The organism is Rossellomorea sedimentorum, assembly GCF_046237645.1.
Classification (GTDB): domain Bacteria; phylum Bacillota; class Bacilli; order Bacillales; family Bacillaceae_B; genus Rossellomorea; species Rossellomorea sedimentorum.
In genome coordinates this window covers 3,463,233-3,490,223 of record NZ_CP143546.1, presented here as the reverse complement: position 1 = coordinate 3,490,223, position 26,991 = coordinate 3,463,233, and the positions used below count along the sequence as shown (strand labels likewise).

General features: G+C 43.2%; 21 protein-coding genes and 1 tRNA gene. 13 read left to right on the top strand and 9 right to left on the bottom strand.

Translation table 11 applies throughout. The features are described 5' to 3' along the window. The first annotated feature begins 103 nt into the window (after positions 1 to 103). Complete coding sequence (locus tag V1502_RS17160; protein WP_409251818.1) at positions 104 to 646, top strand: superoxide dismutase family protein; 543 nt, start codon at positions 104 to 106, stop codon at positions 644 to 646. Between the two features lie 81 nt (positions 647 to 727). Here the strand turns inward: V1502_RS17160 and V1502_RS17155 are convergent, their stop codons facing one another. From V1502_RS17155 to V1502_RS17140, 4 genes are all read right to left on the bottom strand, one after another. Beyond that, positions 728 to 1,891: a MalY/PatB family protein gene (locus V1502_RS17155; RefSeq protein WP_409251817.1), complete on the bottom strand. Its 1,164-nt coding sequence runs from the start codon at positions 1,889 to 1,891 to the stop codon at positions 728 to 730. 194 nt (positions 1,892 to 2,085) lie between these two features. Continuing rightward, positions 2,086 to 2,973, bottom strand: a complete 888-nt coding sequence (locus V1502_RS17150; RefSeq protein ID WP_409251816.1) for an alpha/beta fold hydrolase — start codon at positions 2,971 to 2,973, stop codon at positions 2,086 to 2,088. Between the two features lie 352 nt (positions 2,974 to 3,325). Then, positions 3,326 to 3,697 (bottom strand): helix-turn-helix domain-containing protein, encoded by a 372-nt coding sequence (locus V1502_RS17145; protein ID WP_409251815.1) that lies wholly within the window; start codon positions 3,695 to 3,697, stop codon positions 3,326 to 3,328. A 160-nt stretch (positions 3,698 to 3,857) separates the two neighbouring features. Continuing rightward, positions 3,858 to 5,201 (bottom strand): sodium-dependent transporter, encoded by a 1,344-nt coding sequence (locus V1502_RS17140; protein ID WP_409251814.1) that lies wholly within the window; start codon positions 5,199 to 5,201, stop codon positions 3,858 to 3,860. 160 nt (positions 5,202 to 5,361) lie between these two features. Between V1502_RS17140 and V1502_RS17135 the strand changes: the two genes are divergently transcribed. The 4 genes from V1502_RS17135 to V1502_RS17120 all read left to right on the top strand — a co-directional run bounded on the left by V1502_RS17135 (position 5,362) and on the right by V1502_RS17120 (position 9,078). Further along, positions 5,362 to 5,922 (top strand): RNA polymerase sigma factor, encoded by a 561-nt coding sequence (locus tag V1502_RS17135; protein ID WP_409251813.1) that lies wholly within the window; start codon positions 5,362 to 5,364, stop codon positions 5,920 to 5,922. After that, positions 5,915 to 7,144: a hypothetical protein gene (locus tag V1502_RS17130; RefSeq protein ID WP_409251812.1), complete on the top strand. Its 1,230-nt coding sequence runs from the start codon at positions 5,915 to 5,917 to the stop codon at positions 7,142 to 7,144. The genes V1502_RS17135 and V1502_RS17130 overlap by 8 nt, the downstream gene beginning before the upstream one ends. Before the next feature lie 156 nt (positions 7,145 to 7,300). Next, the gene (gene yugI, locus V1502_RS17125; protein ID WP_409251811.1) at positions 7,301 to 7,714 is read left to right on the top strand and encodes a S1 domain-containing post-transcriptional regulator GSP13; all 414 of its coding nucleotides are present in this window, start codon (positions 7,301 to 7,303) and stop codon (positions 7,712 to 7,714) included. Positions 7,715 to 7,857: 143 nt separating this feature from the next. After that, positions 7,858 to 9,078 (top strand): ISL3 family transposase, encoded by a 1,221-nt coding sequence (locus tag V1502_RS17120; protein ID WP_409251810.1) that lies wholly within the window; start codon positions 7,858 to 7,860, stop codon positions 9,076 to 9,078. A 248-nt stretch (positions 9,079 to 9,326) separates the two neighbouring features. Here V1502_RS17120 and V1502_RS17115 read toward each other — a convergent pair whose 3' ends face one another. Next, positions 9,327 to 10,736 carry a sigma-54 interaction domain-containing protein gene (locus V1502_RS17115; protein WP_409251809.1) on the bottom strand — a complete coding sequence of 470 codons (1,410 nt, stop codon included), beginning with the start codon at positions 10,734 to 10,736 and terminating at the stop codon, positions 9,327 to 9,329. Between the two features lie 345 nt (positions 10,737 to 11,081). On the opposite strand from V1502_RS17115, the gene pruA reads away from it, so the two are divergent. From pruA to V1502_RS17095, 4 genes are all read left to right on the top strand, one after another. Continuing rightward, positions 11,082 to 12,632, top strand: a complete 1,551-nt coding sequence (gene pruA / locus V1502_RS17110; RefSeq protein ID WP_409251808.1) for an L-glutamate gamma-semialdehyde dehydrogenase — start codon at positions 11,082 to 11,084, stop codon at positions 12,630 to 12,632. Between the two features lie 204 nt (positions 12,633 to 12,836). Continuing rightward, on the top strand, positions 12,837 to 14,033 hold the full coding sequence (locus V1502_RS17105; RefSeq protein ID WP_409251807.1) for an ornithine--oxo-acid transaminase: 1,197 nt from the start codon (positions 12,837 to 12,839) through the stop codon (positions 14,031 to 14,033). Between the two features lie 212 nt (positions 14,034 to 14,245). Continuing rightward, a complete protein-coding gene (locus V1502_RS17100) occupies positions 14,246 to 15,490 on the top strand; it encodes a Glu/Leu/Phe/Val family dehydrogenase (protein ID WP_409251806.1) in 1,245 nt (414 codons plus the stop codon). 284 nt (positions 15,491 to 15,774) lie between these two features. Beyond that, positions 15,775 to 17,175 carry an aldehyde dehydrogenase gene (locus tag V1502_RS17095; RefSeq protein WP_409251805.1) on the top strand — a complete coding sequence of 467 codons (1,401 nt, stop codon included), beginning with the start codon at positions 15,775 to 15,777 and terminating at the stop codon, positions 17,173 to 17,175. A gap of 324 nt (positions 17,176 to 17,499) precedes the next feature. On the opposite strand, the gene V1502_RS17090 is transcribed toward V1502_RS17095, so the two are convergent. Then, positions 17,500 to 17,733 (bottom strand): DUF378 domain-containing protein, encoded by a 234-nt coding sequence (locus V1502_RS17090; protein WP_006837125.1) that lies wholly within the window; start codon positions 17,731 to 17,733, stop codon positions 17,500 to 17,502. A gap of 236 nt (positions 17,734 to 17,969) precedes the next feature. Between V1502_RS17090 and V1502_RS17085 the strand changes: the two genes are divergently transcribed. The 3 genes from V1502_RS17085 to V1502_RS17075 all read left to right on the top strand — a co-directional run bounded on the left by V1502_RS17085 (position 17,970) and on the right by V1502_RS17075 (position 22,081). Beyond that, entirely contained in the window at positions 17,970 to 19,133 is a 1,164-nt protein-coding gene (locus tag V1502_RS17085) for an iron-containing alcohol dehydrogenase (RefSeq protein WP_409251804.1), read from the top strand. Positions 19,134 to 19,550: 417 nt separating this feature from the next. Next, on the top strand, positions 19,551 to 20,900 hold the full coding sequence (locus tag V1502_RS17080; protein ID WP_409251803.1) for a glucose-6-phosphate isomerase: 1,350 nt from the start codon (positions 19,551 to 19,553) through the stop codon (positions 20,898 to 20,900). 776 nt (positions 20,901 to 21,676) lie between these two features. Beyond that, the gene (locus V1502_RS17075; protein WP_409251802.1) at positions 21,677 to 22,081 is read left to right on the top strand and encodes a YugN-like family protein; all 405 of its coding nucleotides are present in this window, start codon (positions 21,677 to 21,679) and stop codon (positions 22,079 to 22,081) included. Here V1502_RS17075 and V1502_RS17070 read toward each other — a convergent pair whose 3' ends face one another. From V1502_RS17070 to V1502_RS17060, 3 genes are all read right to left on the bottom strand, one after another. Continuing rightward, on the bottom strand, positions 22,082 to 23,080 hold the full coding sequence (locus V1502_RS17070; protein ID WP_409251801.1) for a potassium channel family protein: 999 nt from the start codon (positions 23,078 to 23,080) through the stop codon (positions 22,082 to 22,084). Between the two features lie 289 nt (positions 23,081 to 23,369). Then, positions 23,370 to 25,562 (bottom strand): beta-propeller domain-containing protein, encoded by a 2,193-nt coding sequence (locus V1502_RS17065; protein WP_409251800.1) that lies wholly within the window; start codon positions 25,560 to 25,562, stop codon positions 23,370 to 23,372. A 79-nt stretch (positions 25,563 to 25,641) separates the two neighbouring features. Next, on the bottom strand, positions 25,642 to 26,694 hold the full coding sequence (locus V1502_RS17060) for a class I SAM-dependent methyltransferase (RefSeq protein ID WP_409251799.1): 1,053 nt from the start codon (positions 26,692 to 26,694) through the stop codon (positions 25,642 to 25,644). Between the two features lie 167 nt (positions 26,695 to 26,861). Here V1502_RS17060 and V1502_RS17055 point away from each other — a divergent pair. Then, positions 26,862 to 26,934 (top strand) — tRNA-Ala (locus V1502_RS17055). Positions 26,935 to 26,991 lie beyond the last annotated feature (57 nt).

Sequence of the window (26,991 nt, the reverse complement as noted above, 5' to 3'; positions counted from 1 at the left end):
ATGAGTAATCAGCACCGGCTTTTGGGAGAATCAAAGAGAGAGAATATTTTCCTCCAACAAAGGCAACAATGGTATAGACGATTTTGTAGTTGGAGGAGATATCATGAATGCAAAGATAGTAACAGGACTGCTGGTCTCGGCAATCCTGCTTCAAGGCTGTGCAATTGAGGATGTCCAGAACCCTAAAAAAACTGAGGTGGACATCAAAAACCCTGTCGGTGACTCGCTAGGTAAGGCAACACTGCAGGAAATGAGTGCAGGTATTGAAATGGACCTGGATCTTGTCGGCCTGCCTCCGGGTGTGCACGCCATACATATCCATGAAAAAGGCAAATGCGAGCCGCCTGATTTTGTATCAGCTGGAGACCACTTTAATCCCGATGATAAAGAACATGGACTTCTTCACCCAAAAGGAGCCCATGCAGGGGACCTGCCTAACCTGATTGTAGAAGATGATGGTTCTTATAAAGGGAAGATCATGGCGCCGCTGGTCACACTCACTAAAGGTAAAACTTCTCTATTTACAAAAGATGGGACTTCAATTGTCATCCATGAAGGCCAGGATGATGGAATGTCCCAGCCGGCAGGGGAGTCGGGGAAGAGAATTGCCTGTGGGGAAATTACAAATGAAAAGGATAAAGAATAACTGATGACCGGATGGTTGTCAGTTTTTTTATTAAGTAATGCGTTAAAGTGGCAAAAAAACAAGCAAGGATCGCCTTGCTTGTCAGGATAATGCTATTTTCAATCTTCCCAGTCCATCTTTCAATGTTTCTCTCGTACAGGCGATATTCATCCTGAAGAAACCTTTTCCGTCTTCACCGAACTTGCTGCCAGGCTCAAGAGCCAGTTTGCCTTTATCCAATAATAGTTTCTCCAGTTCTTTTTCGGATTTCCCCAGCTTGCGGAAATCAATCCATAACAGATAGGTCGCCTCGGGGTTCATCACAGTCAAATCGGGCAATTCCTTTTGTACATAGGATTGCACTTCTCTGATGTTTCCCTGCAGATAGGCAAGCAGGCTGTCCAGCCATTCAGCACCATGCTGGTAGGCAGCTTCCATTCCAAGGATACCGAATGTGTTCAAAGTGAATAGGCCTTGTTTATGCTGCTCTTCTGTAACTCTTTCACGTAATGTCTGATTGGGTATGATCATAGCTGATGCTTGCAAGCCGGCAATATTGAATGTCTTGCTTGGTGCAACAAGAGTCATAATGAAATCTTCATATTCTTTTTTGAGAGAGGCTATGGGGATATGCTTATTAGGTTTATATACAAGATCTGCGTGGATTTCATCCGAGACGATCAGTACATTATATTTTTTGCAAAGTTCCGCAATCTTGATCAGCTCATCCTTTTTCCAGACCCGTCCGCCTGGATTATGCGGGCTGCAGAGCAAGAAAAGCTTCACTCCCTGTTTTAAGGCCTCTTCGAACAAAGCAAAGTCAAATGTATATTGTCCATCTTGTATTTCCATAGGACATTTTTTCACCACACGCTCGTTCGACTCAGCAATGCTGAAAAAGGGTGTATAAACAGGAGAGTGCATCAGGATGCTGTCTCCTTTTTCCGTAAACGCCCTGATGATCGTGGCTATTGCAGGGACAATCCCGGAACTGTATAGCAGCCAGCTTTTACTGATTTCCCAGTCATGGCGCTCGTTCATCCAGCCGCTGACTGCTTTTCCTAACGGATCACCTGTAAAGGTATAGCCGAATACTCCATGAGACAGGCGGGCATTCATGCTTTCAATAACTTGGGGAGGGGGCGGAAAATCCATATCTGCAACCCACATCGGAAGCACATCTTCATGTCCGAATACTGCTTTAGTCATATCCCACTTTACAGACGATGTGCCTTTGCGGTTTGGGGAATCATCAAAATTGTACATCGTGATCACATCCTTTTTTAGATACTTATTAATATGTTAAAAGATGAAGGTGGAAGATGAAAAACATCTGCTTATAGAGTTGGAATACAGGTAGACGGATGACTAGGAAGCGCAGCTATTCAGTAAAAAGAATGTCCGCTTGGGTAACACTTTTCCCGGAGCGGACATTCTTTTTAGTGCAGTGTTGATGAAATTTACGTAACAGGCAGTGTATTGGAGATTGGCTTCTTGGTACTGCTTTTAACTTGTTCTTTCTTAAATTCCTGTTCGGTGAATGAGCGGATATGGTCGTAAACATCTTGCGGCCTTTCTTCAGGCACAAGATGGCCGGTTTTCTCAAGGATAAGTAATTTGGAATTAGGTAAATCCTTATTGAGCCTTTTGCCGATATGCAAGGGAACGACCCGGTCATGCCTTCCCCAAATCAGGAGACAAGGTGTTTGGATCTTATGCAGATCCTGCTGGCTCAAATCGCCTTCACGGTGGCGGATCATTCTTGTAAGGGCACGGAATATATCATCATCAAGGAAAGGTTTCAGATAACCGAACATCATTTCATCATTGATCATTTTAGCATCATGAACAACGTTTTCCAGGTTTTGGCGGACTCCCGACTTTGCCAGATACATTTTTACATACAGGTGGAAAAATGGAATATAACTCAGCATGGTTATCGGCCAGTTCATTTTCTTCAGGTAACCGGAGCTGCAAAGAAGAATTCCTTTCTCAACCAGATCAGGTTTCTGCTTCATGACATTGAGAGCGATCTGTCCGCCCATCGAGTGACCGATGAGATGGATGTTTTCAATCTCGAGCTTTTCCATAAGAAGGATGACAGTCTTAGCGAGGTTTTCGTATGAATAGATAAAGTCCTTGTTCTTTCCGCTCTGACCAAACGGGGGAAGGTCCACCGATATGACATTGTACTGTTCTTTCAACAGAGGGGTCAGGTGGCGGAAACTGAAAGTGGATGAAAGAAATCCATGAAGAAGCACGATGGTTTCTTGGGCAGACGGGTGGCGGTGGTGTTCGTAAAAAACTTCAGCGCCATTAATGTTTGCCTTGTAAGTTATATCGTTCATTTTACTCTCACTCCTGATAAGAATACGTACTTGTATTCTACCCTGACTGAGTAAAAAAACACCATGAATTGTGATTAATGAGAGAGGGGTGAAGGGAAGGGGGCGGAAAAGGACTGGGGTATCGTATGTATGAGAATTTATCTGCGCTTTTTCAGGATTTATCAATGAATTAAGGCGTTTAATGACGATTTTAGCAATTTACCGACCACTCGACAAGTTTCGACACTGCAGGAACAAAAAATAGGACGATATGTAAGATACCGTCCACAATGAAAACAAAAGGGGGAATACTTAGAAAGCTTACTAAAAGCATTGCCCCTTCAAGTGAATTTTATACATGGAAAAGGGAAAATTATTCTACAGTTGGTCCATATTTGATTTCATAGAGCATCTGCATGACTCTTAAAAAATCTTCTTCGGAAAATTCCTTCGCTTTGCGGAGAATCAATTTGGCTTTCTTGGTGCCCATTTCACTGATCAGCTGTTGAATTTCCTGGTCCACTCCCTGAGAATGGCTTTCCAGTGCTTCTCTTTCCAACATTTCAGGAGCTGGGACATCGAGGACAGTCGACAGCTTTAAAATCGTAGGGGTGTCAGGAATTCGACTGCCGTTTTCATACTTTTCAATCGTTGTCCTGCCGAGCCTTGCACGCATCGCTAGTTCTTCCTGGCTGATATTACGCTCTTCACGCAATAATTTTAAATTTTGACCAAAATGAGACATGTGACTCCCTCCATCCAATTAACCTTCTATACCTTTATAGTACCATTTAACCTGCATAATAAGTCATGTAATCCATGAACAAAATGTGAGAGGTGAAGTTTATGGGACTTTACTGCTTCACCGCACAAAAAGGGACAGTCCCTTTTTTTGCTTTAAAGGGTTAAAGTATTTCCAATGAATTCAGGAAGACGACGATGATCGCTAACGGGACCACGAAACGGATAAGGAAGTACAAGGTTTCAAACAGGCCGTCAGACATACCTGATCCCCTCTGCAACTCTTCTTTCACAGCTGATTTCTTTAATACATAAGCTGTGAAAATACTAATTAAAAGAGCTCCAACGGGAAGGCCGATATTGCTGGCAATGAAGTCGGCGAAGTCAAAAAAGGATTTTCCGGCGATTCTGAAGTCAGTCAGTACCCCAAATGATAAGGCACTCGGAATCCCGACAACAAAAACAAGGATTCCTGCAAACCAGGTAATTCGGCTTCGTTTCTGCGGATTTCCTCTTTCCATGACAGCTACGATAATTTCAAGGATTGAAAACGCCGATGTTAAGGTTGCAAAGAGCAGCAGCACCAGGAAGATGGCTAAAAACAACCCGCCAAAGGCAATTTCATTAAAAACAGCAGGAATGACAACAAAGACAAGGCCGGGACCTGCATCCGGCTGAAATCCGAGTGCAAACACAGAAGGAAAGATCACAAGGCCTGCCAGTAAAGAAATAAATATATTCAACCCTGCGACACTGAATGCTGAATTCGGCATATTCTCTGTCTTTGACAAATAGGAAGAATACGTCACCATAATCGAAATCCCCACGCTGAGGGCAAAAAAGGCTTGTCCAAGGGCTAGCAAAGCGGTATCCGCAGTTAGATAGCTCCAGTCAGGCTGTAATAAAAACCTGACGCCGTCCATTGCGCCTTCCAAAGTCAGGGAACGTACGACAAGTACTAAAAAAAGAACAAAAAGGGCAGGCATCATGAATTTACTTGCACGTTCAATTCCTGCTTTAATACCGCCTTTAACGACAATAATGGTCAAGACCATGAACACAAGCTGGGCCAGCAGGACTTCCCATGGACTGCTGATGATGCTTTCAAATAAAGCCCCATACTCTGCCTGTGACATTCCGGACAGGCCGCCGGACAGGCTCCTCACCAGATAGGAAACAATCCAGCCTCCGACTACACTGTAAAATGATAAAATAACCAATGAAATGAAAGTACCAAAATAACCGACCAGCGGCCAGAGAGAAGAGGGAGCAAGGTTGCGGTAGGATGTAACCGCATCGCCTCCGCCTCTTCTGCCGATGACAAACTCTGCCAGGAGGATAGGGGTACCGATTAGAATAGTAAATAGAATAAAGAGCAAAAAGAAAACCCCGCCCCCATTAGTTCCAGCCATATAAGGGAATTTCCATATCGCGCCGAGTCCGATCGCTGAACCGGCTGCCGCGAGGATAAATCCAATTTTTGATGACCATTGATCATTATTTTTCACGAATGATTCTCTCCTTTCTCAAGATGATTTCACCATCTTACTATGATTTTCACTCAGTGTATAGATGATTTAAAATAATCAGATACAATTTCTTATATTATGAAACATTTATAGAAAAAAGGAAGTTACATAATTACAAATAAAAGGAAGGGGGCAGTGTATGGAAAACGAACATTTAATCAAGGAAGCTCAAAGAGGAAATTTGTCAGCCTACAGTGAGCTGGTGAAAAAGTATTCCCCCGTTGTGGAGCGCTTTGCTTTTCAACTTGGTGGTGCGAGCCGAGATATACAAGACATATCTCAAGAGGTATTCATAAGGGTCTACAGGTTTTTACACCAGTTTTCCCATTCAAAATTCACTACCTGGCTTTATAAAATCACCCTTAATGTAACAAGGGACTTCATGAGGATGGAAAACCGCCGCCTGCTGAGGATGAAAAAGTTGGAAAACCAATCCTTTACTGAAGGCGCACCCCTGCCCGAAGAAAACATCTTCCGGGAAGAGGAAGACAGGCTGCTTCATGAATGTATCCAGAAACTTGATGAAAAATACCGAATTCCGATTATCCTTTACTATTTTCATGAAAAAAAGTACGAAGAGATCCAGGAAATTCTTGCTTTAAATCTCTCAACAGTCAAAACAAGACTATTGAGAGGGAAAAATCTGCTGAAAAAAGCGTTAATCCAGGCTGAAAAAAAGGAGGGTAAGAACCATGGATGATAAAATGTTGGAAAAACGGATGAAACTGCTTAATAAAAGTTACGAGCGTATGCCTGTTCAGACGGATGTCAGCCAAGTGATAAAAGCGATTGAAAGCGAACGCACACCAAAAAAACAGAAGCGGAGATTCATTCATTGGCCTTACGCTGCCAGTATTTTTGGTGCTCTGTTGGTGGCTGCTGTACTTCTCCTGCAGCACACTGGGCAAGAAGGAGCGAGCGTCCAAAATGCCCAACACTCTGAGAAGGGAGTGACCGATGAGCAAAAATCACAGGTTATTAACGAAATTCAGAGCCATTATAATGTCAGACGTATTCAAGCGGCAGGAAGCCTTGGAATGTCAGAAGAGGGATTCCGGCAGACCGAAATGGAATCCGATGCAGAGGCGTACGTTTCTTACATTATCCAGAGAATTGAGAGTGGAAAAGCAGCGACATTAAATCTTACCGATACAATCAATGAAGATCTGGATAATATCTTAAAAACACCACAGCAAATGATAGACGGATTGAAGGGGAAAAAACTTGCTGAGGAGGAAGCAGATCAATGGGTGAAAAATTATACAGACAGACACGAAGACCTACTCCCAATCTATGAAGCAGAATTGGAAAAATATCGCGGGGAGTGGAGAACAGATTCATATGATGGGCAGCTGGAAGGCCGTACTATATTACTGGAAAGGGATAAGTATTCCGACGAATTGGTAACTCTTGTCGAAGGAGCAACAGCCAACGGAATTCACTTAAAATATTCATCAACCGACAGCCACTTCCTTGCGGGTATGGATAGTACTTACGTATCCACTATGCTATCCAATTCTGAAATTCCTGAAGCATATTTGGATGTGCTGAGGATAAAAAGTTTACCGAGCAGCTATAACGGAGGAATAATTACCACCAGTTGGACCCGGGCAGGAGGAGACCTGCTGCTTTACGAGAGGGTGATGAAGAATCTTCCGGACAGCTCTGACTTCCTTCGGGAGTTCGAATTGGAATACAACAACCTATTCAGGGCGTTTATCAAAGGGTCTTCGGCTCAATCTCTTTTTACCGATCAAGGAGCCTTAAAGGCTGAAATCAAAGAATCTTATGAAAAGCTGATGGAGAAGTACCCGGATTCTCTAACCGTCAAGAGAATGGAACCTTACTATAACAAATTAAAGGGAAATCAGTTTATCAAACCTGAGGGCTGGGATGAATTCAACATAGAATATGAACTTTAAGAAATAGGCTAAACCAATCATGTAACATGTTTTTTCCATTGGTAAAAGGGAAAACTACCTAATGTATAGAGAACTTTTGCGTAAACCTGCCAACTGTGATATAATCTATAATTGCGTAAAAAGGAGAAAATTTATATATAATTAGGAGTTGTTCCCATGAGTACAAAATACGAAACAGGAAGCGTTATAACAGGTAAGGTAACAGGCATTCAGCCATACGGTGCGTTTGTTGCTCTTGATGAAAATACACAAGGACTTGTTCATATTTCCGAAATCACACACGGATTTGTTAAAGATGTTAACGAACATCTAAGTGTTGGAGATGAAGTAACGGTAAAGGTATTATCCGTTGACGAAGCTAAAGGAAAGATCAGCTTGTCCATCCGCGCGACTCAAGAAGCGCCTGCAGAAGAGCCTAAAGCCGCTGCTGCTAAAAAACCTAAGCGCCGTCAAGGAAGCGTTAAGCCTGCACCTGCAGCTGAATCAGCTCCAACGGGCTTCAATACTCTTAAAGACAAACTTGAAGAGTGGATCGAGCAATCTGAGCGTGAAGATCTAATCAAGAAGTAATATTTCAGGGACCGGTAGTGATACCGGTTCTTTTTTGGCTCTATTATATTTGTTGGGGTGGGTCTTAAGGCAAAAAAATACACGCAAGCTCCTATATCTTTTACACTTGAGTTGACTAGAAACAAGAAAAAGATAGGAGTTGCGTGTACATGCATTTTAACATGGTTTTACCTGGATTAGAAGGGGTTAGGATCTCGAAAGCGGAGGAAGTGGGAGAAGCCTTCCATCTCCACATTGAATTGCCAAAACGAAAGCATAAGTGCCCATCCTGTAATAACTGGACCTGCAGGGTCCACGACTATCGTCTTCAAAAAGTTCAACACCTCAAGCTTTTCGAACGGACATCTTATTTGTTCTACCGCAAACGTAGATACAGTTGCCCTTGTGGAAAACGTTTTGCGGAAGACAATACGTTTGTTCAGCGTTATCAAAGACATACAATTGAGTGGAATCAAGCCTTAGGCCTCCGAGTGATCCAGGGTAAGAACTTTAAAGATACAGCCCGACAGTTCCGCACCTCTCAAGCTACAGTCATAAGACGATTTGACCAAATCTCTGCCTCCCGTCTAAAAGAGGTTGAGAAGCTCCCGTCTGTCATCGCTATTGATGAGTATAAAGGGGATACAAATGAGGGGAAATATCAGCTCATCGTTGCCGATGGGAAGACCAGAGAACCGTTGGACATTCTCCCTAACCGCTCTGTAACAACTATAAAGAACTACCTACGCGCAAAAGGCTCAAACGTGAAAGTGGTCGTAATGGATATGAGTCATGCTTTTAAATCTGCGGTGAGAAAAGCTCTGGGAACTCCTATCATTGTGGCCGATAGATTTCACTTTTCCCGTTATATACACTGGGCTCTAGAACGTGTAAGAAGGCGAGTACAAAAAGATTTTCATGCGTATGACCGTAAAAAGTGTAAGAGAATGAAGCACATTTTCCACAAGCCTTATGAACAGCTAAATGATAGGCAAACCTGGTACCTGGAACGATACCTTGGACTTTCTGAAGAGTTGCGCACAGCTTATGCGTTGAAGGAGTCTTACAGGTTGTGGTTTGAAGAAGGGAAAAAGCTTGGCCCTTCAGCACCTGAAAAGGTTAAAGAGGGTTTGTACAACTTTTACCGTAAGGTTGAAAGCGCAGAGTTAAAGGAATTTCAACAAGCTATCCAGACCCTGAAAAACTGGCAAGTAGAAATTTTAAACAGCTTTGCTTTCGGTTATAATAACGGTTTTATTGAGGGGTTGAATAACCAAACTAAGGTCATTAAACGGAATGCGTTTGGTTTTAGACGTTATGATCGTTTCAGACTTCGAGTTTTATTACATCATCAATACAAGTTAAAGGGAATTCATGTAGGTTAAGGAGTAGGAGCAAGCACTCCTACCCCAACATTTGACGTAGAACCTCTTTTTTTTGCTCTAAGATTGTGTCCCGACGAAAGCCAATATTTGTTCTATCGACGACTTTGCCTGATCTATCGTCGCCTTGTTGTCTGCTATCAACGAGTTTTGGATCTTATCGAAGACTTCCAAATTCTATTCTAAGAAAATCTAACAACTAAAAAAGGAGCCTCCCATATTCCACATGGACATGCTCCTTTTTTAAAGCCTCAATCCGGGCGCTCAATCTCAAACTTCTTAATGCGGTACTGAAGGTTCTGCCTGCTCATGCCAAGGGCTTTGGCTGTTTTGGTGACATTAAAGTCATGATGTAATAGGGCCTTCTGGATATAATAGATTTCAGCTTCAGCTATATAGTCTTCAAGAGGCTTGATTTCTTTATCTCCGTCAAATAGAAAATCTTCTGCATTACTGTTGAGTGTTTTCTCATCCAAGAGCTGCGTCCGCTGCCTGAAGTGTACCGGCAGCTGGGTGTAGCCGATCCGGCCGCCGGTGCCCATCAGATTAAATGCCCCTTCTATAACGTGTTCAAGCTCGCGGACATTTCCCGGCCAATCGTAATTCTTAAACCTCTCATGAACAGAATCTTCAAGACCTTTGACGCCCATTCCGAAAAGCCCGTTATACTTCTCAATAAAATGGCGAAGCAAAGGGTCCAGATCTCCCATTCTTTCTCTTAAAGGGGGGATGAAAATAGAAACTACACTCAATTGATAGTAAAGTTCTTTTCGCAGTCTGCCTTCTGAAATAGCGTCAATCGGATCTTCATTAATGGTGCAGATAATCCTGCATTCAATCGACCGATCAATATCGGAACCAAGTCTGCGGACTTTCTTTTCCCTCAATAACCTTAACAACTTGGTTTGGAGGGGAAGACTTAAACTGTTAATCTCGTCTAAAATCAACGTTCCTTCTGCAGCCTGTTCGAACAACCCTGGATGTTCAATTGTCTCTCCTGAGTCCTCTTTGTTCATTCCAAACAGCAGTTCTTCCATCACCGGGTCAGGGAGGGCGGAACAATTTTGGTTGATCAGGGGCTCTTTTGCCCGGGGGCTGCCATTGTGGATACTGTGGGCAAACAGCTCTTTCCCTGTTCCTGTTTCCCCGATGATCAGAACCGGTGATGACGTATTCGCAGCCCGCCTGCTGTTTTCAATGACCTCTTTAAAAAGTGCATCTTCCCCGATAATGTGATCAAAGGTGTAAAGCGGTTCGTATTTTTTGGAACGATTTTCCCGTATCAATTTCTCCAGCTTGGTGACATCCCGCGCAATCTCCATTGCTCCGATGATCGTATCTTCAAGAAAGACCGGATAGGTATTGTTAATGGTCGTAATCTCGCTGCCTTTCACGTTAAAGTACGTTTGCTTGACATTAATGGCCGGGTTCCCGGTCCGGAGTACATGTAACAGTGTACTTTCCTCACCATAGCTGAATTGGAAAACCTCGAGCAGATTTTTATCGAGGACATCATCAACATCCATTCCCTCGATGTCCATCATTTTCCTATTATATATAATGGTTCGTCCTTCAGAGTTAATAACATGAACGCCTGCATCTATAGAGTCCACTACTTTCTCATAGAGATAAACTAACTCTTGCATATCGTTCACAAACATGTTGTTTTCTCTCCTTTAGTCTGCTGCTCCTGAAAAAATTCAGAAAAATTTTAAAGAATCAGGTTTATGAGTTTGAAAACCCGGTTCACAGTGTAATAGTGTAATGTGCAAGGTAGTTTTTCATCAAGCATTTGACCCTTTTATGAATGTTTGGAAATTCTGTTTCATACACATGTTGTCGAGCATTTATTGAAGAATGGTAAAAAAATTATGCAAAATGCTTGAAAAATGCAACTATCTTTTGCATTATTATATATGTAAGGGTTTTCTGATTGCAAATATTTTTTGCGTTATTACCCTGCAATATATGAATATACTAATTTTTTATTCTAAATAAAGGGGGAAATGAAATTGATTCCGTACAAACATGAACCATTCACAGATTTTTCGAAAGAAGAAAATCAGAAAGCATTTAAAGAGGGCCTTAAATTAGTAGACAGTTATTTGGGGCAGGATTATCCGCTGACAATCGGTGGGGAAAAGATCACCACTGAAGATAAGATCGTTTCTGTGAACCCGGCGAATAAAGAACAAGTTGTAGGCCGTGTTTCCAAAGCCAGCCGCGAGCTAGCTGAAAAAGCGATGAACGAAGCTTACGAAACGTTCCAGACGTGGAGAAAAGTAAAGCCGGAAACTCGTGCAGACATCTTGTTTAAGGCTGCTGCCATTGTACGCCGCCGCAAGCATGAATTCTCTGCAATTCTTGTAAGAGAGGCAGGCAAGCCTTGGAATGAAGCAGATGCGGATACAGCTGAAGCTATTGACTTCATGGAATATTACGGTCGCCAAATGCTTCGCATCGCAGAAGGCTTCAAGGTAGAGAGCCGTCCTGGCGAATACAATCAATTCAACTACATTCCACTTGGAGTAGGTGTAGTCATTTCCCCTTGGAACTTCGCTTTCGCCATCATGGCTGGTACAGCGGTTGCAGCAATCGTATCTGGTAACACAGTACTTCTGAAACCGGCTTCCACTACACCGGTTGTGGCCGCGAAATTCATCGAGGTCCTTGAAGAAGCAGGTCTTCCTAAAGGCGTTATCAACTTCATCCCTGGAAGCGGATCAGAAATGGGTGATTATATAGTGGATCATCCGAAAACTCGTTTCGTATCTTTCACAGGTTCCCGTGATGTAGGTACACGCATCTATGAGCGTGCTTCGAAAGTGCATGATGGACAAATCTGGCTGAAGCGTGTTATCGCTGAAATGGGCGGTAAGGATACAATTGTGGTAGATAAAGAAGCAGACTTGGAGTTGGCTGCAAAATCAATCGTGGCATCTGCATTTGGATTCTCAGGGCAAAAATGTTCTGCATGTTCCCGTGCAGTAATCGTTGAAGACGTTTACGATCAAGTACTTGAGCGTGCTGTAGAACTGACAAAAGAATTGACTGTCGGCGATACAACAGACCGTGAAACATTCATGGGACCTGTTAATGACCAGGCTGCATTCGATAAGATCATGAACTACATCGAAATCGGGAAAGAAGAAGGCCAATTGATGATCGGTGGAGAAGGAGACGACTCCAAAGGTTACTTCATCAAGCCAACAATCTTTGCTCATGTAGATCCGGAAGCTCGCATCATGAAAGAAGAGATCTTCGGACCTGTTGTGGCATTCACAAAAGCGAAGGACTTCACTCATGCAATTGAAATTGCAAACAACACTGACTACGGTTTGACTGGTGCCGTTATCACCAACAACCGTGCACATATCGAGCAAGCCCGTGAAGATTTCCATGTCGGAAACCTTTATTTCAACCGAGGTTGTACAGGAGCAATCGTTGGATACCAGCCATTCGGCGGATTCAACATGTCGGGTACTGACTCCAAAGCAGGCGGTCCGGACTACTTGCTTCTTCACATGCAGGCAAAAACAACATCTGAAATGCTATAAGACTGCCAACCTAATGGAGCCTTCAAAAGGAGGCTCCATTGATTATAACAGGGAGGTTTACTACCCGTAGTTTGCTGTTCAGAGATAAAGGGTTTTTCGTCTGTCAGCAATTCTATATAAAGAGCTTTATATGCGGACATACTTTTAATCGAAACTTTCATACTTAACCAGGAAACCCAATTAAATGAGGAGGAGGAACAAAAAATGTCAAGGAATTCTCAATCAATCATAGAACAAACCCAGGAATACGGAGCGAATAATTATCACCCGCTTCCAATCGTGATCTCAGAGGCAGAAGGTGTATGGGTGAAAGATCCAGAAGGAAACAAATACATGGATATGCTCAGTGCGTATTCGGCTGTAAACCAGGGACACCGCCATCCAAAAATCATACAGGCGCTGAAAGACCAGGCTGACCGCGTGACGTTGACTTCCCGCGCATTCCACAATGACCAGCTGGGGCCTTGGTATGAAAAAATCTGTAAAATGACAAACAAAGATATGGCACTTCCGATGAATACGGGTGCCGAAGCTGTTGAGACAGCCATCAAGACAGCTCGCCGCTGGGCGTACGATAAGAAAGGTGTGGCAGATAACCAGGCTGAAATCATTGCTTGTAAAGGAAATTTCCATGGCCGTACAATGTCTGCAGTTTCTCTTTCTTCCGAGGAAGAATACAAGCGTGGATTCGGGCCGATGCTTCCAGGGATCAACCTTGTTCCATATGGCGATATTGACGCTTTGAAAGAAGCCATTACGCCTAATACAGCTGCATTCTTGATTGAACCCATCCAGGGTGAAGCGGGTATCGTCATGCCTCCTGAAGGCTTCCTGAAGGCAGCTTATGAGCTGTGTAAAGAGAACAATGTTCTTTTCATTGCGGATGAAATTCAGGCAGGCCTTGCACGTACGGGTAAAATGTTTGCTTGTGAGTGGGAAGATGTGGAGCCGGATATGTATATCCTTGGAAAAGCACTTGGCGGAGGGGTATTCCCGATTTCCTGCGTGGTAGCCGATGAAGACATCCTTGGTGTGTTCAATCCTGGTTCACACGGATCGACCTTCGGCGGAAATCCAATGGCATGCGCTGTTTCTGTCGCTTCACTGGAAGTGCTGGAAGATGAGAACCTTGCTGACCGTTCCTTAGAGCTTGGCGAATACTTTACCAAGAAGCTAAAAGAGATCGATAATCCAAAAATCAAAGAAGTGCGGGGAAGAGGACTATTTATCGGAGTCGAGTTGACTGAGCCTGCCCGCAGCTATTGTGAGAAGCTTAAAGAAGAAGGCTTGCTGTGTAAAGAAACACACGAAACGGTCATCAGGTTTGCTCCTCCACTGATCATCAGCCAGGAAGACCTTGATTGGGCGATTGAACGCATTCAGAAAGTACTGTCGAAGTAATACTTTCTGGTAGTTCGATGAATATTCAAAGCGGGTTCCGCAGAGTTTCCGTGTTAGTGACCGGAAGTCCCCTGGGAAAGCTTTGTAAAACCATGCTGCTGATAGACTGTGAAGTGAATTCATGAAAAACCCATAAATCATTAAGCATTTCTCTGGTTGTATGTTACAATAACAACGGTTTTAGATTACACAATAAAGAGGCGAATTTTTCAATGGGAGAAAACCTGAATCTGTTTACATCTACTCAACACGTAATCAATGATGCGCTCGGAAAGCTTGGTTATAGTGAGGAAATGTTTGAACTTTTAAAAGAGCCGGTCCGGATGCTGACTGTACGCATTCCTGTCCGCATGGATGATGGAAAAATAAAGGTCTTTACAGGGTACAGAGCCCAGCATAATGATGCGGTCGGACCTACTAAAGGGGGCGTCCGCTTCCATCCTGAAGTGGATGAGGAGGAAGTGAAAGCATTATCAATGTGGATGAGCCTGAAATGCGGCATTGTTGACTTGCCTTACGGCGGAGGGAAAGGCGGTATTGTCTGCGATCCAAGAACAATGTCCTTCACCGAGCTGGAGAGGCTGAGCCGCGGCTATGTACGGGCAATCAGCCAAATTGTCGGGCCCACAAAAGACATTCCTGCTCCTGACGTATATACCAATTCACAAATCATGGCTTGGATGATGGATGAGTACAGCCGATTGCGTGAAAATGACTCTCCAGGTTTCATTACCGGAAAACCATTGGTATTGGGAGGCTCACAAGGCCGTGAAAAGGCAACAGCACAAGGTGTAACAATCTGTATAGAAGAAGCGGCCAAGAAAAAAGGCATTGATATTAAAGGTGCCCGCGTGGTCATTCAAGGTTTCGGGAACGCCGGTAGCTTCCTTGCAAAGTTCATGCATGATGCAGGCGCCAAAGTCATTGCCATATCGGATGCCCATGGAGCTCTTCATGACCCGAAAGGTTTGGATATTGATTATCTGCTGGATCGCCGTGACAGCTTTGGAACCGTTACAACGTTATTTGAAAATACAATCTCAAACAAGGATTTATTGGAGCTGGATTGTGATATCCTTGTCCCGGCAGCCATTTCCAATCAAATCACAGAGTCAAATGCTCATAGCATCAAAGCATCGATTGTTGTTGAGGCAGCAAACGGTCCGACAACTTTCGAAGCAACCAGAATCCTTTCAGAGAGGGACATCCTCCTCGTACCTGACGTGCTGGCTAGCGCTGGCGGGGTAACTGTATCGTACTTTGAATGGGTGCAGAATAACCAAGGGTATTACTGGACGGAAGAAGAAGTGAATGAAAAACTTCACACCAAGCTGGTAGAGGCATTCAATAATGTTTACGAAACATCAATGAACCGCCGTGTCAACATGCGTTTGGCAGCCTATATGGTTGGCGCCCGCAAGATGGCGGAAGCGTCCAGATTCAGAGGCTGGGTTTGAAAGAAATGTCGATCAGGCAATGGCGCCTGGTCGGCATTTTTTATGCGAAGTGTTTAGTTTATGTACTGTAGGAAGAGGAATGATGGAGCTGATCTAACTGAACAAGGTGATTAGCTCTTTGCTTTTTTGTTTACCCGGATAATTTCTGTGAAATTATCGCTATATCTCATGAACTACATAGTAAATTGCAATAAAGTTTTAGAAAAGAGCCTTATTTCAAGAAGTACAACATAGGCAAAAGGTATATAATAATAGGAAATCAGTCTATCCAAGGAGAGTTTTAAATGAGCGAAATTTCCATTCGTGAAAAGTCGCGGGCTGCAGTGGAAGAAGCAGTTGCCCTTCAAAAGAAGTACTATGCAACAGGTAAAACAAGACCATTGGAAGCGAGAAAAGAAAACCTTAAAAAGTTAGCCGATGTGCTCCGGAAAAACGAGTCAAACATCCTTAAAGCACTTCATCTTGATTTGAATAAATCTGAAAGAGAAGCGTATACAACAGAAATCGGTATCTTGCTCGAAGAAATCAGCTATACTTTAAAAAATCTGGATTCCTGGGCAAAACCGAAGAAAGTAAAAACCGCTTTGACTCATATAGGGTCCAAAGGATTTCGCATCCCTGAACCGTATGGTGTCACATTGATCATCGCACCATGGAACTATCCAATCCAATTGGCGATTTCACCTTTGATTGGAGCATTGGCAGCGGGAAACACAGCAATAGTCAAACCTTCCGAATTAACACCGCACACATCAAGGATCCTTTCTGACATAGTGGAAAGCCATTTTAGTAAAGAGCTGGTCTATGTCGTGGAGGGGGGAATCCAAACGAACCAGCTCCTTTTAGATCAGGCGTTCGACTACATTTTTTTTACGGGCAGTGTCCCGGTCGGCAAAATTGTGATGGAAGCCGCCTCCAAGCGGTTGATTCCCGTTACGCTGGAATTGGGAGGGAAGAGTCCTTGTATTGTTCATGAAGACGCAGATCTTAGTCTTGCGGCAAAACGGATAGCGTTTGGAAAGCTGACCAACTCAGGTCAAACTTGCATAGCGCCTGATTATTTGTTTGTTCATCGCAGTGCAGAAGCCGAGTTTATAAAAGAATACAAAAAAGCTGTTCATGAATTTTATGGGAAAGAGCCATTGCACAGCGACCAGTATGGAAGGATTGTCAATGAGCGCCATTATAACCGGTTGAAGGCCTACATGAATGATGGAAAAGTCATTTATGGCGGAGGAACCGATGACCGAACCCTGCAGATACAACCAACATTGATCAAACCTCATCACACTGATGTACCTGTCATGACAGAAGAAATTTTTGGACCGATTTTTCCTGTGCTCACCTATGAAAGACTGGAAGAGGTCAAGACTTTTATAACAAGCCGTCCAAAGCCGCTTGCGCTATATTTGTTCACGGGAAATGAGAATGTGGAAAAAGACATTACCGATAATCTTTCTTATGGCGGCGGCTGTATCAATGACACCCTAATGCATGTTGCTACCCCTCATCTCCCATTTGGCGGCGTAGGAGAAAGCGGGATTGGAAGTTACCATGGAGAAAGCAGCTTCTCCACCTTCTCACATTATAAAAGTGTTTTGAAGCAAACCAATCTCTTTGATTTTTCCTTTAAATACCCCAATTCGGAAAAAGGCTTGAAGATAGTTAGGAGACTGTTTCGGTAGACTTTTCGGATTGTAATTAGTATAACCCATTCTCAAGTGCGGATTTGTAGTAGTGGGGCCGCAAACGGGTTGCTTGCAGAACTGCCATGTTGAATTGGTAAAGCATGAAGAATTGGTAGGAAGATGGAGCCATTAAGGAAAGTCACCTACAAAACCGCCGTGGATTGGTAGGAGAGTCTGGCTTCAAAAGCAAGTCACCTACAAAATCGAGGGAAATTGGTACGAGCGTTGGTCCTGTAAGGAAAGTCACCCGCAAACAAGCCACCTTCAGAATTTACAAACCAAAAAAAGACAAACCCCGCATCGGAGTTTGTCTTTTGTGATTTATCGAGTCGGGCGGGCTTCAGGTGAATGCTCAGCTTCTTCAGAAGGAGCAAACAGAAGACCGATATTGATTAAGCCGGCAATACCGACTAAACCATATACAAGGCGGGCAAGTGCTGAATCTTGTCCGCCGAAGATAGCGGCAACTAGGTCGAATTGGAAGAACCCTACAAGTCCCCAGTTGATTGCTCCAATGATAGTAAGGACCAGTGCAATACGTTGAATTGTACTCATGTTGTGACCTCCTTATGGGTTAGGTGCCGGCTTTAATCTTTAGTTCACTCGGCACTTTTTATTCATGTTTCCTTCATAGCTTGTTGCTTTTAGCAAATTATTATGCATATGCCGAAAAAATATCAATGGGCATTTTCTTTGCAATAAGGGAACATTATATCTGATAATGAAAAGGCAGAGAAGAAAATCCTGGCTTTACATAAGAGGAAGCCGCTAAAAATAGAGGAGGTAACAGTATGAACAGTTTTGCTTTTTATAATCCTACTAAATTGATTTTCGGGAAAGATGAAGTGGAAAAGCTTAAGGAAGAAATTCCACATTACGGCAAAAAGGTCCTGCTTGTTTACGGAGGAGGAAGCATTAAACGCAATGGCCTCTATGATCGGGTAACAAGTTTATTAAACGAAATAGATGCTGAAGTTCATGAGCTTGCCGGTGTTGAACCTAATCCGCGTATTTCCACTGTAAGAAAAGGTGTGGAGATCTGCAAAAATGAAGGAATCGACTTTCTCCTTGCAGTTGGTGGAGGAAGCGTCATCGACTGTACCAAGGCAGTCGCTGCAGGTGCAAAATATGACGGCGATGCATGGGATCTCGTGACAAAGAAAGCTGTCGCAGAAGAAGCCCTTCCATTCGGTACAGTTCTGACATTGGCTGCTACTGGTTCCGAAATGAACGCCGGTTCTGTTATCACAAATTGGGAAACACATGAGAAATATGGCTGGGGAAGCCCTGCCGTATTCCCTAAATTCTCAATATTGGATCCGCAAAATACGTTTACTGTGCCAAGAGACCAAACAATTTACGGTATGGTTGACATGATGTCCCACGTTTTTGAACAATACTTCAATAACGCAACGAACACTCCGTTACAGGACAGGTTGTGTGAGGCTACATTGAGAACCGTGATTGAAACAGCTCCTAAGCTTCTGGATAACCTGGAAAGCTATGAGCATAGAGAAACCATTCTCTATTCAGGAACGATTGCATTGAACGGTATGCTGCAGATGGGGTACCGCGGTGACTGGGCTACCCATAACATTGAGCATGCGGTTTCAGCGGTTTATGACATTCCGCACGCCGGCGGTCTGGCAATCCTGTTCCCGAACTGGATGAGACATAATATTGATGTGAACCCTGAGCGTTTTGCTCAAATGGCTGTACGTGTATTTGACGTAAACCCTGAAGGGAAATCTGCAAAAGAAACCGGACTTGAAGGGATCGATAAGCTTTCAGAATTCTGGAGCAGCATCGGAGCTCCTTCCCGTCTGGCGGATTATGACATCACCGATGAAAAAATTGAGGAAATGACTGAAAAGGCAATGGCAAACGGGGGATTTGGCAACTTCAATTCCATGAAACATGAAGATGTAAAAGCCATCCTTCAAGCCTCCCTTTAATTCTCAAAAAGGACTGATTCTTAGCTGAATCAGTCCTTTTTCATGCCTCTTTTCTTGCTAGTTAATAGTAAGTTTAAGAGATATGGCCGGAATTCCCAGGAATTATCTTGGTCAGCAAGAATGAAAAGAGCAATTCACCTTTTTCATAGAGAAAAGCCCTGGTACGCAAGGGAAAAATCCGGCCCATTGAATTTTTCCGATAGCAGCCATCTATACAAAAACAGCTTTTTTTATAAATATAAAAATGTATCCGTTTACAAGTTGGGTCCTTTCTTGATTCTCTACTCGGGTTTAGGTAAAGTGTTTACTGTAGGCTGGTCAGAAAAAAAGAATAGCCATCAGTCAAGATTTTCGTTTAGTTATCTTTGCCAACAGGAATGATAAAAACGACTAAACAATCAATTGGAGGAAAATGATATGACACATGTACGCTTTGATTATACAAAAGCACTGCCTTTCTTTGGTGAACATGAACTTACATACTTGAAAGATGCTGTAAAAACAGCTCATAATGCCCTGCATGAAGGAACTGGTGCAGGAAGTGATTTTCTTGGATGGGTCGACCTTCCGGAAAACTATGATAAAGAAGAATTCTCCAGAATTCAAAAGGCTTCTGAAAAAATCAAAAACGATTCTGATGTCCTGCTTGTCATTGGAATCGGGGGTTCTTACCTTGGGGCAAGAGCGGCTCTTGAAATGCTGAATCACAGTTTTTACAATGCTCTTCCAGGTGAACAGCGTAAAACACCTCAAGTCCTGTTTTTAGGAAACAATATCAGCTCGACTTATATGACAGATTTGATGGACCTTCTTGAAAATAAAGACTTCTCCATCAATGTCATTTCAAAATCAGGTACAACAACCGAGCCTGCGATCGCATTCCGTATCTTCCGCAAAAAGCTGGAAGAAAAATACGGTGTAGAGGAAGCAAGGAAGCGTATCTATGCAACGACGGACAAAGCAAAAGGTGCTCTTAAAACATTGGCTAACGATGAAGGATACGAAACATTCGTCGTGCCTGATGATGTCGGGGGCCGTTATTCTGTCCTTACCGCTGTAGGACTTCTTCCAATCGCAGTGAGCGGGATTGACATTGAAGCGATGATGAACGGCGCTGCCGCTGCGCGCAATGACTTCAATACCGGCGATCTCGAAGAAAATCCAGCATATCAATATGCTGCAGTAAGAAATGTCCTTTATAACAAAGGAAAAACTATTGAAATGCTGATCAACTATGAGCCTGGCCTTCAATACTTCTCCGAGTGGTGGAAGCAGTTATTCGGTGAAAGTGAAGGAAAAGACCAAAAAGGAATCTTCCCTGCATCTGCAAACTTCTCAACAGATCTTCACTCCATGGGACAATATGTCCAAGAGGGAAGAAGAGACCTGTTCGAAACGGTCATCAAGGTTTCTGAACCGCGCCATGAATTGACAATCGAAGAAGCAGAAAGTGACCTGGACGGCCTTAACTATCTGGCAGGGCAGACAGTAGACTTTGTTAACAACAAAGCATTTGAAGGAACGCTGCTTGCCCACACTGACGGAGGCGTGCCGAACCTTATCGTTGAAATTCCGGCTATGGATGCATACACATTCGGTTATCTGGTGTACTTCTTTGAAAAAGCATGTGCCATCAGCGGTTACCTTCTTGGCGTCAATCCATTTGACCAGCCTGGGGTTGAAGCATACAAAGTGAACATGTTTGCCCTTCTTGGAAAACCAGGATTTGAAGAAAAGAAAGCCGAGCTTGAAAAGCGTCTTAAATAATAAAGAAAAGAAAGAAGCTGACATCCCTGCGGGTGCAGCTTCTTTTTTTAATGTGACTTGGTTTTTATCCTTCTATTTATATTACACCGAAAAAGATTGGTTAAGAGAGCGAGCCCGTGCTTTTAGAGAATGCCTAATGAAAGCTCCCTAAGAAGCGAATACCATCATTTTATAAAATAGGGTGTCACATGAAAGGTTCATAAGACCAAAAACCCGTCCTTATAGAGATTAGGGTCTCTCATGAAAGGTCCATAAGACCAAAAACCCGTCCTTATAGAGAATAGGGTGTCACATGAAGGGTCCATAAGACCAAAATCCCGTCCTTATAGAGAATAGGGTGTCACATGAAGGGTTCATAAGACCAAAAACCCGTCATTATAGAGAATAGGGTGTCACATGAAGGGTCCATAAGACCAAAATCCCGTCCTTATAGAGAATAGGGTGTCTCATGAAGGGTTCATAAGACCAAAATCCCGTCATTATAGAGAATAGGGTGTCACATGAAAGGTTCATAAGACCAACAATCCGTTATGTTAGAGAATAGGGTGTCACATGAAAGGTTCATAAGACCAAAACCCCGTTATTTTTAACCTAGGGTGTCCCATGGGGCTCGCCGGGGTGAAATTTTAACCTCTTAACAGAGCCATTTCTCGAGATTGGAGTCCCAAAGACGATGAGTCCTCTGAATTACTCCCACCCTCCCCTTCTTTTTCATATTTCATGACTTATCCCACCCACTCTGGGAAAAACTAACCGAAAAGAAAGGAGTGTTGGGGATGATTGAACTTCCTTCAAAGCTGGAGGGGCAGCATTTTCAGTTATACAAATTGGAGCAGCAACTCAAGCCTTTGGGATACAGCATTGGTGGAAACTGGGACTATGACCATGGATACTTTGATTATAAAATCGATGACGAAGTCGGATATCAATTTCTGCGAGTTCCATTTGCCGCGGTGGACGGACAGCTTGATTCCTATGGAGCTACCGTCGAATTTGGAAGGCCTTTTCTGCTTTCGCATAAGTATCAGCGGGGACTAGATGATCATGCGTCAACGGGTACGTTTTCAGGAACGACCAATCAATTTTCAGAACCGGAAGACGCGGATGCGAGTTTTCCGGAGGAATATGTATCCGTAGGTGTCGAGCTTGTAAAAGAACTGGAAGACCAGCTGCTGACGTAATCATGTTTCACTTGAAATGACCAGCAGCCCGTCTTCCGGATGGACAACGGTCTCCAGGGGAGGGTTCACAATCGTGCGCTCTCCTTTTTTGATTCCTAAGAGGATGATATTCTTTTTCAAAAGAGTGCTGCTTAGTTCACTGAATGATTTTTCACACCATTCCGGACAGGTATTGATGACCTTAAGGTTGTTGCCTTTTAGATGATTCAACAACTCCAGTATGGTGGTGCTCATTCCTTTTGACAGGATGGTGTCCATAATGATGTAGCTTGTTTGTTTGTTGGTTTGAATGACTTCGTCCGCACCCGCTCTCTCGGCATTTGCAATATGGTCACTGGTGAGGATTTCTGCAACACAATAGAGTCCGGGTACGATCCCTTTCATCGCAAGCAAGGTCATCACTGTATTCATATCGGCATCCATTTCGTTCTTATTTTGATCGGCAGTAATGACAGCTATTGAGGCTTCTTTAATGCCTGCTTTCATGAGGATGTTATCACGGAATGCCTGACCTTTTATAAAATGGATGTTAAGATTTTTGTAAGGATTTTCTTTAAGAGTATCATCAATCAGGGTGATCCCCTGCTGATTATTAAAGGATGTAAGCTGATCGATGATCTCTCTTGAACGCTCATTCCATCCAACGATGATAGTGTGGTTTTTGCCCATAAATGAGACTCTTCCTTCAAGGTATGCATTTTGAGTTCTGACTGTCGATGTAGCGAGTGTAACAAAGTAGGTGGTTAAAAACCCTGCTCCTAAGAGAATCAACAGCATGGCTAAAATCCTTCCAGCTGCAGTCAATGGCACATAATCTCCATATCCGACCGTGGAAGTCGTAATGATCGCCCACCATATGCCGTCAAAGACAGTCGGGAAAGTTTCCGGTTCTATTAAATGGATCAGTACGCCAAAAGCAGAAATAGCACCAAGCGCAATGGTTAAGGTTCTCACTAAAATGGGCCATCTTAAAAACCGCTGATAAAAAGAAATGCTCATAAAATTTCTCCTTTCCCACATTCTCATACATTATTCCCTGATTCACTTTAAAATAAAAGGAGGTTTTCGTTTAGATTGTTGCTTTAGGAAAAATCCAAAGGACCGGATTTTTCCCTCAAGTACAAGAGCTTGTCTAACTGAACAGGGTGATCATCTCTTTTCTTTCTTGCTTACCAGGATAATTTCTATGAATTATCACTATATCTCTTGACCTACATAATTAATAGCAGCAAATCTTTAGTAAAGAGCCAAATAAAAGGACCCTCGATAAGAGAGTCCAAGGAAATACTTATTGAATTTCGAGTTCTTTAATTTCTTTAAAGTCATGGAGAGTATAAGCATGAATTTTTTCAGGAGAAAGAGTATAGATGTTCTCTCCTATATAGATCATCCTTTGTATCTGATTCTCCCAGCCTTCATAAATATCATCCTCTGCCGATTGAACGATTTTAGTCTTGGGGACGATGCCCTTCTCAGGGGTGATTTCAAATACCAGCGCTCCCTGATAGTCAAAGACCTGTTCATACATGCTCCCTTCTTTTTCATGATAAACAGAAACAGGGAAACCAAATAGGTTTTGTACTGGATGCTGGAACAGTGCTTTATGATCCTGAAGTAAATAGGAATGGGTTCCACGGCCTCCGATGATTTCAGTATCCTGCTCTTTGGGATTGTGAAAATCGGATACATCAAAAAGAGAGATTTTCAAACCTGCAGTCAGGACGCGCGGCTCCGCATTAGGCATCTTATCATCCTTCACAAGCTTGGTGTCATAACCAAAACCAATTAAATGAGTTTCGTCCAATGGATGAAGGTAACTGCTGAAGCCCGGAATCTTCAACTCTCCAAGTACTTTTGGCGAGTAGGGGTCGCTCGTATCAATGACAAAGAGTGGGTCCACCTGTTTGAACGTGACCATATACGCTTTTTCTCCCATGAAACGGACAGAATAGATCCGTTCGCCTTTGGCCAGGTCTTCCACCTTTCCGATGTGCTTTAAGTTTTCATCGAGAATATATAGATTATTGGTAGAAGGAGTGCTTTCGTCGCCCCATGGATTTCCTTTTGTCGTGGCAATCCTGAAGTTCCCCTTATATTCATCCATTGAAAACTGGTTTAGGATCGTTCCTCTAATATTAGCCATTGCTGAAAATTGAATCTTGGCCTTATCGATAGAGAATTTATAAATCTCCGTATCGGCGGACTCCCAAGCTATTTCTCCTGCAGGGTTGTATCTGGATAGCGCCATATAAAGATTATTTTTGGACATATAAATCTGATGGCCGCTGCCAAGGTAAGATTCAACATTGATTTCTGAAGAGACATCATCAAGGTCGGCCGATGCAAATAAGGTATAATTGGTCTCGGTCGATTGAGGCATATATTTGATATCATTGTAATTCAGTGAAACGGGTTCCCCGCCGTTCATACTGTCGGTGATCCGGGGACGCAAATCTGCGTTCTCCTGGTTTTCGAGGATCCAGTAATTGGGGTAATGATTTGCGACAAAGTATACAAAAGATCCTACTTTTCGGGCAGCAACATAATTTCCTTCCATGCCAAATTCCCGCAGCAGCTCCGGTTTCTTTTTATCAGAGATATCATAAATGAACGTCTTCATCATTCCGTACATCGGCACGACCATTGAATCAGAAGATTCTTTCTTCGGAAGTGTCTTTGTCTCATGCTCCTCAGTCCAGCTGTTTCCAATGACAACCAGCTTATTCTCATGCAAGAACAGGTGCTGTGGAGAAAAATTATGAGCGAAGGACACCGAAGAAGCGACTTCCATCTGACTGACAGGAGAAGCTTTCGTTATGATCAATTTTTGGGAGGCAATCTGGTAAATATAAGTCCCATCCGTCTTGACCATGTCCGCTTCATCTACGCCTTGCACCTGATTGTTGGTCGTACTGTGTTTGGAAGAGGAGGATTCATTCTCCATTACGGCATTTCCACTTCCGGCAGCATCGTCTGCTGATTCTTCTGTAGCAGCTCCGTCAAACAGGGAAAACTTCGCTCTGTATTCTTTCTCTCTTTTAATAGCATATTTAAAATACTGATTAAGGTCTTCTTTTGATTTCACTTCTGGAAGGGTGGGGACAACGGCGAACTCTATGGTATGATCTCCGCGGACGGGAAGACCCAAGAAAGATTTGACGTCTGAAGAAATGTGCAGGGTGAAAAATTCAGTCTCGGTAGAGTAGCCGTCTTTAGGCGGGTGTATGGTGACACTCTTTCGATTCTCGCTTACAGTGACCGTAACGGGGATATTTTCCCCCTTATTATCTACAACGTAGAAAGAGTCTTCATTGAGCTGTTTGATCGGCTGAGAAAATTCCAAACTCCAAATCTTGTCGGAAAGGACGATATTTCTCTCTGTACTCCGGGCACCGGTCTCTACAGCAGGTTGTTTAACGTAAACAAAAATAATGGTCAGAGCGAGCAGGAGACCAGCAGCGCCAATCCATAATCTTTTCATCTTCTTCACTCCTATCTTTTTCTATTACAGAAGTAGACGAAGATGAAACAATAATGTTACATAAAAGGGAAAATAACCCTCACCTGACTTTGGCGATGATGCCGTTATGGACTTTGATATAACCTGATTTCAGGATATCCAGCCCGTTTTCGTACATATAGAGTCCCATCTGCTCTACGGTCATCAGTTCGCGGTAAGTGTGGTTCATCACGTCTGCAAAGATATTATAGTAGATACGTGAGTGCAGCTGATTTCGTGGTGTGGTCATGATTACATAGCCATTCGGTTTAAGAAATTTCCTGTGCCAGTCGATGACCTCGGGTTTATATTCATCCGGGAAATGTTCCAAAAGCCCGACTGAAATAACAATATCAAATTCTTTTCCATATGGCAGATTGCGGATATCCTCGACCACATACTCGATGTGAAAGTCCTCCTTATAGCATACTTTTGGTTGTCCGGTCATTCGGTCTTCACCTAGAAATGGATAGGAATCCGGAAATTCTTCAAACCTGGTTGTCTTACAGTATTCATCATAATCGACCATCACTACATCCGCTCCAGGATACATGGCAGCAAGCTGCATTGCTTCATATCCTTCAGCGGCCCCTAAAAACAGAATTCTTGGTTTGGAAACATTCAGCCCTTCAAATAGTGCACGCTTTCCGCGGGGATCCCAGATACCGTCCTGTATACGGTGAACATAATTCCATAACTGAATCCTCACTGCATCGCCAAGCGCAGCCTTAATCTCAACAGGTTTAAAAGACTTCAAGCTGGTGAAGAACTTTTCTTTTTCTTTCTGCTGCTCAAGCGGCACATCCTTTGAAAACCATTCATGGAAGGACTTATTGAAATATTGCCAGGAAGTATGGGCGCTCATGGACTTACCGTGTTCTTCTTCATATTGCTGTCTGTCAGCAGAATAATTTTTCACCTCGAATGGACGGCCGACATCTTTCCAGGACAACAAAGCCCAGTCACGAATGGTATTCACTTTCACAAATTTGTTATATTCTTTCTCTGAAAAGTTGCGGAGATCCATCCGGAAGTTTCTCTGCAATTCACTTGTTCCGATATGAGAATCGTTATATGGCTTCGTCTCTTCGGGCAAAATTTGGGCTTGCAGCATAATAGCCTCCCCTATTAATTTCTGAATTTTCTTTCATTATATAAGGCGTTGTATACGTTTACAAGAGAAGGTAGTACGAAAAAACTTAATAGAAAAAAATTATATAAAACCACTTGATAAAAGATCATAAACTTTATATAATAAAAAGCGTCGCAACATTATATTACGGGGCATTAGCTCAGCTGGGAGAGCGCTTCGCTGGCAGCGAAGAGGTCAGCGGTTCGAGCCCGCTATGCTCCATACCGCATTAAATCAACGTTTGCGAGACGTTAGAAGGACAGTAGCGAAACGGTGCTA